This is a genomic window from Verrucomicrobiota bacterium, assembly GCA_039192515.1.
In the GTDB taxonomy this organism is placed as follows: Bacteria; Verrucomicrobiota; Verrucomicrobiia; order Methylacidiphilales; family JBCCWR01; genus JBCCWR01.
Window position 1 is genome coordinate 1 of record JBCCXA010000066.1, and the last position, 7,582, is coordinate 7,582.

The window sequence follows — 7,582 nt, forward strand, 5'->3', positions numbered from 1 at the left end:
AGCCAATGAGGAAGTGGAAGATGATCAACTGGTAAGGGCCACCGTAGTACAACCACTCATCTAGAGAAGCAGCTTCCCAGATGGGATAGAAGTGCAGACCGATAGCGTTAGAGGAAGGAATTACTGCACCGGAGATGATGTTGTTGCCCAGCAGCAACGAACCAGCAACGGGCTCACGAATACCGTCAATATCAACGGGAGGAGCAGCGATGAATGCGATGACAAAGCAAGCAGTAGCAGCCAGCAATGTAGGAATCATCAGAACACCAAACCAACCTACATAAATGCGGTTGTCGGTGCTGGTGATCCAATTACAAAACTGATCCCACATGCCAGCCCGGTCACGGGATTGCAAAGTAGAAGTCATAGTGATGAATGAAGATATAAACACGAGCCGCCCTTGTGAAGGCAAGCAACTATGAGAAACCCCAAGTCGCTAAATAAGTAAAGGAAGACTCGTTTATAAGATTAGTAAATATGCTTAGCGGATTGTAGGGGTAGGATACGAAACTTCCGACATTGATACATTTCTATGTATAAGCTGAGTGAGCACTCAATTTTCTTAACCAGGTGGCCAGCTTAGTGAACGGCCTCCCAATAGGTGCATATGGAGATGAAAGACGGTTTGTCCGCCATCTTGGTCGGTATTAATCACGACTCGGTAGCCATTCTCCAGCCCTTCTTTTTGAGCAATTGAGTTTACAGTCAGTAACATATGTCCGAGCAGTTCCTTATCTTCCTCAGCAACGGAGCTGAGTTTAGGAATTGCTTTTTTAGGTATGACCAGGATGTGGGTGGGTGCCTGGGCATTGATGTCTCGAAATGCTAGGCACAGCTCATCTTCATGCACGATGTCTGCAGGAATTTCTTTGCGGATAATTTTGCCAAAAATCGTATCTTCACTCATGGCGCGTCGACGGGCACAACGCTTCGCATTGTAAAGGCTGGTGAGGTATGAAAAAGGCTAAAATTTTCGGTCTTTGGGCGGTGCATAGCAGGCAGTAGGCAATGCTGATTGCCCATGGTCTGCCTCAAGCCAAACTTTATAGTTTCAGCTTTAGGTTTACTTGCCCGCTGGTGGTTGTGGAAACTGTACCTGGCTGTAAAGCCAATTAGCGATTAACTTGGGGCAGTTTTTTTTAGACCAGCGCACGGCAAAGTAATGAAAGGCGGGTTTAGTTAGCCGGGCAATCCATTTCATTAGCCGATTGAGACGGCGCGGTTTGACGCGATAGTTGATCAGGTTATTGGAACCAATATCGTAGAGGCGATCTAGAACGAGCTGGAGCGTCGCTTCTTCCCGTTTAAACATGTTTTCTAATAGCAGTTCCACATCTTGCATATGCTCGTCTGCAAGCTGCTTTTCACGAATAGTGATGGCGACGTCTGAGGGTTTGGAAGTCGTCAACATAGTTTTTAAGCCTGATTCTTAAAGTAATACTGATACTGCTGATCACGGGTATCAACTCAAGGCGAGAAGTAATGCTGGGGAAAGGAGATAGAATATATTGGGGGCAATGCTTCTAGCTCCTATATTCTAGATTCCTACCTCACCGAAATTTCCCGGTTTAAATTGGTCCCCATATAAATAAAGCTGCGAAACACTCGCAAATATGAAATACCACACTTCATAGTCTGGGATTGTGATCTTCATCCTAGCGGCTACTTGGGTTGAGACGGTTATGCCTCAAACGATGTGTGCCTATTGCCATTGGCATTTTAGCGGCGACTGATATCGTTAGCCGCGAAAGCTCAGATGATTTTTGCTCCTTATGGAGTTCGCAGCGGCAGCGCCTCCGCTGGGTATTAAGGGCCTGATCGTTCCAGAGGACAATGCTCAGGAAGTGGCAGTTGTAACTGGCCTTTCGGTATATGGATTTAAGGCAATCACCGATGTGGTGGACTTTCTGAACAACCCTGGTGATGTGACACCGCTGACGGTTGACGGGCGTTAGGCATTGGTGCAAGCCAGTCCTATGCGGTGGATTTATGGGATGTCAAAGGTCAGGCTCAGGGACGACGGGCACTAGAAATTGCAGCTGCCGGCGGGCAAAATCTCATTTTTGTAGGGCCGCCAGGCAGCGGTAAAATCATGCCGGCTCGCAAGCTATCGACGGATAAAGGCTATGCAATGCTCTGCTCAGATCAACTGACCGGGTAGTGGTGGCTCAATAGTAAGTTTCTTTGATGCTGACTATGATTCATGGGGTCACTAAAATAGCAGCCCAATAGCCATATGAGCTATCCCCACCTGGCGATTTCGCAGGTAAAACCTCTTGCCTTTAAGGTGTTAGAGCCTCTTAAGAGAATCATGCCGCCAATAACTACAGTTAGCAGAACCTTAGTCAAACACAGAATCGGAAGACTCATAGCCTATGTGACTGAGAGTGTTAATGGATTTTTCATTGTCTCTGTAATTAATTTAATCCTGACCGTTTACAAACGGTATCGAAAGGTGTACCATGAGCCTCTAATTTTTCTGGGTGTAGCTTGTATAATCGATTACTCGTAATTCTCTTGCAAGCTTGCATTTATCAATTTCCTATGGAATGTGGTTGTGTATCTCAGGGCACATTTTTCTTATGAAGATTTTATGCTCATCTGTTAACTAATCTCTACACCAAGTGAACCCGCTAGTATTAGGAGGACGCCATGTGTTGTTTTGGTGGTGACAGTGGTAGGTAGCAATTTATACCTTATTCAAACACTCCCCCTTTATAAGAAAGGGGGAGTTACTATTTTTTGACTTAGATACTCTATGCGAATAATTGCCTCTGGTGCTTTTTAGGCGTTGAGTCCACAAAGTGATCAAGTGATTGTACTGTTCAGTTGTTTAAGATTTATACCTTTATCTGATACAAACCCAGTAGAACTATTAAAGAAATATCGCATACTTTTGGCTACTGAATTTACGAAGAACCATACACGCCCTTGAGCAAACCTGAGTACAGGTTAAGCTTGATCCTTACTTAATCTCATCGTGGATTGAAAAGCTGCTTCTTTTGTTCGGAAATCTCAAAAAAAAATCTCTTAACCTATACCGATTTTCACTTAACAAACCAGCTCAGATTTTCTGAAGGAGCAGATAAACCTGAACTGATGGGTATATCGGGATCATGATAGTTTTCTTTTGTTGATACCTATTAGGGACGATCCTATTCTGAATTAACAAATAGACAGACAATGCCAAATAGTCAGAGGGAACACCATGGCGGTAAACCTTTAAGAGCAAGTGTTTAAATGGTTCTCTGAATAATTATTAGATGAGGCATTTATGCATACTGACTATTGCAGAAGCTTTGCGACTAGAATAACGCTAACAGCGGCGGATTAGAGCATAACTATTCAGTTTTGAAGTACTCTCGATATCATTTACCACTATCACCTCCGTCAAAGTATCTTACGTGTTTATAGCAAACGTAAAGTAGCACACTTCTAGCCTCCAACGGTCTTTTCTTGGAACTCCTATACACCAAGCACCATCTTCTGGTGCCTCAGTATAATTACCAAGTGATTGAATCTCACTCAATGAGGCGTATCAATGTTACCAAGTTAGTTGAAGCTACAATTTTTGTGACTGATATCACACTGGGAATTTATGGGTAGCATTGTGCGCATGATGCAAATGTCAATACTCCTTTAAGGCAAGACAGGTTACTTAAAAAGTGCCTCTTTTTATGCTAAAGCTAAAGCATCTGTGTTCCTGAAAATTGATTATTTACTCATGAAATATGCAACGAAGTCGCTTCCAAAAGCGTCATATCTTGTCATATTACAAGTGGCATTTATTGCGGTTTTTATAAGTGTTGCTTCTGCTGTTATATGTGCAGGAATTTTAATCTACTACTCACAAGTTGAGCTAGAGCTAAAAGAGGTCTTGCAACCTTCTGTAGGAATATTTGCTATCGCTGCATGTGTTCTTAGCATTTCCTATGTTGGTTATGAACTAGCATCTATTAGTGATGCACTAACATTTATCGGTAGTGCACTAGCAGCTGGTACTTTGGAGAAAACAATCGTTGCTAGTACTTTGGAGGAAAAGAATAATAGAGCGCTCTCTTATATCTCGAGATGGAGTGCTGGTAATCTTCCGAAGAGTCGACCAACTCAGATTTTAACCGCTGCCTTTAACAGATTGGAAGGAAAAGAGGAGTATGTCAAAAAAGAGTTGGAAGATGATGAGACTCGGTGGGCTGTTGTTGAAGTTTTAAGCTTTCTTGAAGAGATGGCATTAGTTGTGAATCGGGGTTTTGTAGATGAGGGAATTATCCGTGGTTATTATGAAGGCATTGTTGAGGATTATTTAACGGTTTTCTTGTCATGGATTGAAAGAAGACGTGTTGATCATAGAAATCCAAATTTATATTTAGAACTAACCAATCTCTATAGAGGTTGGTCGAATGGTTTAAAGAAATAGACTAAAAAAATAGTTTCCCTTTTTACTATCGCAAATGAAACTATTACAACAACAGATAATCATTTTCTTTCGACTTGCTTTGTATTTTTCAACCTTCAGATTAACTCGTGTTGAGCCCAGGATTGATATTTATTTCCTATCGTCGCAGTGATAGTATTGCTGAGACCGGTCGAATTTATGATCGTTTAGTGGCTAAATTCGGTCGAGACCGTGTTTTTAAGGACGTGGATAGCATCCCTTTTGGGGTTAACTTTGCAGAGTATCTGGACCAGGCCGTAAGCCAGTGCGAAGTAGTGTTGGTTGCAATTGGTAAGACTTGGCTAAATGTAACAGATAAAGATGGTGTCCGTCGGCTTGATAAGCCTGATGACTTTGTCAGGATTGAGGTGGAATCAGCTCTGCAGCGAAATATTCCAGTGATTCCCCTGTTATTACAAGGTGCTAGCATGCCTTGTCGTTCTCAACTGCCAAAGTCATTGCAGCCACTTGTTCGGCGTAATGGGATCGAAGTGGGCTATGATCCGCGCTTTCATAATGATATGAATAGGCTGGTCAAAAATCTTGAAAGTTCTTTAAAGGTAGCAAAGTCAAATCCTGAGCCAGGATTCCAAATAACATCTCAATCTACTCTCACTATTGGAATAGAACGAGAAAATGAGCTTAAGAGCTATGTGAATAAAAAACTCAAGACCATAGATTTAAATTATGGCATCAGCATTACTCTAAGCTGCATTCCTAGCGGAAAATTTCAAATGGGTGCTCCTGATTGTGATAAGGACAGCGATGGGGCCGAGAAACCTCAGCACGAGGTGAATATTCCAGGTTTTTGGATGAGTATTTATCCCGTAACCCAAGCTCAATATCAAGTGATAATGGGAAAGAAATCAAGTTATTTCTCAGACCAAGAGGCTAGTCACCCAGTGACAAATGTATCTTGGAATGATGCAAAATCGTTTTGTGAAAAAATTACTCAACTAGTAGGTATGGAGTTCCGCTTACCTAGTGAGTCTGAATGGGAATATGCATGCCGAGCAGGAACAAAATCTTCATTTTATTTTGGAGAAGAACTAACTGATAAGCTGGCAAATTTTAATGGAAATGATACAACCTCTGTAGGTAGCTTTCCAGCTAATGAGTTTCAGCTTTATGATATGCATGGCAACGTTTATGAGTGGTGTCAAGACCACTGGCATAATTCTTACCATAATGCCCCCCGAAATGGATTGCCCTGGCTAGAGAAAATTAATTCAGGTCTCAGAGTTCTTCGGGGAGGCGCGTGGAGAGACTGTAATTCAAGGTATTGCCGCTCGACTTACAGAATTAGTAGTGGTGTAAGTAATCGTCGTAATTACTATGGATTTCGCGTTGTTTGCCCACTTCAAAACTCTATCTAACTCTCTTGGGTTATGTTCTCCTGTCGGTTTCTTAATTGTTTGCTAAATCAATTAGCACAAAACGTATTGCTAAGTGTAAATGCTTATTGGATGGTTCTCATCTACGTTGCTGGGCACTCTACATAAACATGTAGGTTCCTGCAATGCTTTCAAGAATCTGGAGTGCATCGTTAGTCGGTATTGATGCCCTAAAAGTCGGTGTGGAGGTGGACCTTTCGGGTGGCTTACCCGGCGTTGTTGTGGTCGGTTTACCCGATACGGCTGTGCAAGAATCACGGGAGCGGGTCAAGGCAGCACTGAAAAACGCTGGATTTCCCTTCCCCATGCGCAAAGTGGTCGTAAATCTTACCCCTGCGGATGTGCGCAAAGAAGGACCCATCTACGACTTACCCATTGCCATTGGTATTCTGGCAGCAGCGGATATCGTCAGCCAGGAGAGCTTAAACGATTACCTGCTGCTGGGAGAATTATCCCTAGATAAGTGAACGATGTCAGGTTCATGCTGCGTTCTCCTTATCTGATTGGGGTTTCTGCTGTTGCTGTCCTTGCTGCTGCTTTGCTCGATGACGCCTACTTGCGTCCTCATAAACTTGAGCTGGGGTCCTGCGAATTAGAACTCGATACCAACCTAAGCCTTTGTTCCAAATCCTCGAACAAAGGCTAGAATGGGGACAGATTCGAATCGGTATGTTACTCATTTAGTAAGGCCTTCCTCTGCTAAGTGGTGGCCCTATTTCGGAAAAACTCACATCCTCGTGCTCGGCAAAAGTTAGAGGGGTGTGGGTTTTTCTGTTTTTAGGGCATCCAGTCACAAAAACCAGACTGGATATTTCAAAACTACTGTAAATAAAGGGTTTCAGACGGGCAAAAACGAAAGTGTATATCTATTGCGAAGTAATGTTAAGCAGCTTTCTCAGAAACGCCACCATGTTTGCTCATGGGACTAGACACACCATTTTTCCACTCAAATCCTTGAATTCCATGCCGTTGAGAGCTTACATACTTGTTGACTAATAGCCATTGCTTACCCTCGATAATCCCTAGCTCTCTCATATACGTTTTGAGCCGCCTGTTCTTTTTTTGAATGTCTTGCGCTGCACCAAGACATAGCGGATACAACCAGTAATACTGCATGTTCCAATCCTGTTTTGGATTGAGATATTTATCCGCGTTGTTCAGCTGCAATCGCTGAGCTTTTGTGAGCTTACGGGTGTTTAAGAGTTCCTCACGTTTCCGCAGCAATTTATCAGTCTTTCTACCTTCCGAAGGTGTCCATCGGAAGTACGCTTCGAAGACAGGGGCGCAAGCTAACACGCTTTCCTGATGGATGCACAGTAATAAAGCTACACCTGGAGTAGCGAATAACTCGCCAAACTGTTCAACGATGTCAGGTTTCAGAACTGCGATCAGTCGTTGATGAATATCATTCCATTCAAGCTGAATCACCTTATAGAACTGAAGCCAACGATCCCGTTGATTCAGGAGGTCCTCCTTTAAGGGCTCGGGTAGGTCCTCACTAAAACGATGTGCTTGCCCAGTGAAGTATTGGTTCAAACTGTGACCTAACTCTCGATAATGCTGACGAATTTTCAACACCCATTCTTGCTGTCCCTCGGTAGTGCATTGTTTTAGAACATCCCAGGAGGGAAGATCGCTCAGCAGGGTTAATACGTCATCCCGCTCTTTTGGGCTAAGGACTACATTATTCATAGTCGTTCTCCTTCAACTACGGAGATAGTAATGTGAGTCATTGAAATCTCTCTATTGTTGG

9 protein-coding genes and 1 pseudogene are annotated in these 7,582 nt (G+C 43.1%); 6 read left to right on the forward strand and 4 right to left on the reverse strand.

Features of this window, described 5'->3' with window-relative positions; genetic code table 11:
- From AAGA18_15430 to AAGA18_15440, 3 genes are all read right to left on the reverse strand, one after another.
- Window positions 1-367: photosystem II q(b) protein (locus AAGA18_15430; protein MEM9446733.1), on the reverse strand; the 367-nt coding region annotated here is incomplete at its 3' end.
- Between the two features lie 195 nt (window positions 368-562).
- Window positions 563-907, reverse strand: coding sequence for a histidine triad nucleotide-binding protein (locus AAGA18_15435; protein ID MEM9446734.1), 345 nt, complete (start codon window positions 905-907; stop codon window positions 563-565).
- Window positions 908-1,063: 156 nt separating this feature from the next.
- A complete protein-coding gene (locus AAGA18_15440) occupies window positions 1,064-1,411 on the reverse strand; it encodes a hypothetical protein (protein MEM9446735.1) in 348 nt (115 codons plus the stop codon).
- A 361-nt stretch (window positions 1,412-1,772) separates the two neighbouring features.
- Between AAGA18_15440 and AAGA18_15445 the strand changes: the two genes are divergently transcribed.
- The 6 genes and pseudogenes from AAGA18_15445 to AAGA18_15470 all read left to right on the forward strand — a co-directional run bounded on the left by AAGA18_15445 (window position 1,773) and on the right by AAGA18_15470 (window position 6,475).
- Entirely contained in the window at window positions 1,773-1,955 is a 183-nt protein-coding gene (locus AAGA18_15445; protein ID MEM9446736.1) for a hypothetical protein, read from the forward strand.
- 26 nt (window positions 1,956-1,981) lie between these two features.
- Entirely contained in the window at window positions 1,982-2,161 is a 180-nt protein-coding gene (locus tag AAGA18_15450) for an ATP-binding protein (GenBank protein MEM9446737.1), read from the forward strand.
- Window positions 2,162-3,724: 1,563 nt separating this feature from the next.
- Window positions 3,725-4,417 carry a DUF4760 domain-containing protein gene (locus AAGA18_15455; protein MEM9446738.1) on the forward strand — a complete coding sequence of 231 codons (693 nt, stop codon included), beginning with the start codon at window positions 3,725-3,727 and terminating at the stop codon, window positions 4,415-4,417.
- Between the two features lie 107 nt (window positions 4,418-4,524).
- The gene (locus AAGA18_15460) at window positions 4,525-5,811 is read left to right on the forward strand and encodes an SUMF1/EgtB/PvdO family nonheme iron enzyme (GenBank protein ID MEM9446739.1); all 1,287 of its coding nucleotides are present in this window, start codon (window positions 4,525-4,527) and stop codon (window positions 5,809-5,811) included.
- 143 nt (window positions 5,812-5,954) lie between these two features.
- Window positions 5,955-6,290, forward strand: a pseudogene (locus AAGA18_15465) (magnesium chelatase domain-containing protein).
- 20 nt (window positions 6,291-6,310) lie between these two features.
- The gene (locus AAGA18_15470; GenBank protein MEM9446740.1) at window positions 6,311-6,475 is read left to right on the forward strand and encodes a hypothetical protein; all 165 of its coding nucleotides are present in this window, start codon (window positions 6,311-6,313) and stop codon (window positions 6,473-6,475) included.
- Between the two features lie 236 nt (window positions 6,476-6,711).
- Here AAGA18_15470 and AAGA18_15475 read toward each other — a convergent pair whose 3' ends face one another.
- Window positions 6,712-7,521 carry a hypothetical protein gene (locus AAGA18_15475; GenBank protein MEM9446741.1) on the reverse strand — a complete coding sequence of 270 codons (810 nt, stop codon included), beginning with the start codon at window positions 7,519-7,521 and terminating at the stop codon, window positions 6,712-6,714.
- Window positions 7,522-7,582: the final 61 nt, after the last annotated feature.

Bases quoted from the DNA above. Each gene is read 5' to 3' on its own strand.
- AAGA18_15475 (MEM9446741.1), bottom strand. From the start codon at position 7,521: ATGAATAATGTAGTCCTTAGCCCAAAAGAGCGGGATGACGTATTAACC.
- AAGA18_15445 (MEM9446736.1), top strand. From the start codon at position 1,773: ATGGAGTTCGCAGCGGCAGCGCCTCCGCTGGGTATTAAGGGCCTGATC.
- AAGA18_15455 (MEM9446738.1), top strand. From the start codon at position 3,725: ATGAAATATGCAACGAAGTCGCTTCCAAAAGCGTCATATCTTGTCATA.
- AAGA18_15440 (MEM9446735.1), bottom strand. From the start codon at position 1,411: ATGTTGACGACTTCCAAACCCTCAGACGTCGCCATCACTATTCGTGAA.
- AAGA18_15470 (MEM9446740.1), top strand. From the start codon at position 6,311: ATGCTGCGTTCTCCTTATCTGATTGGGGTTTCTGCTGTTGCTGTCCTT.
- AAGA18_15435 (MEM9446734.1), bottom strand. From the start codon at position 907: ATGAGTGAAGATACGATTTTTGGCAAAATTATCCGCAAAGAAATTCCT.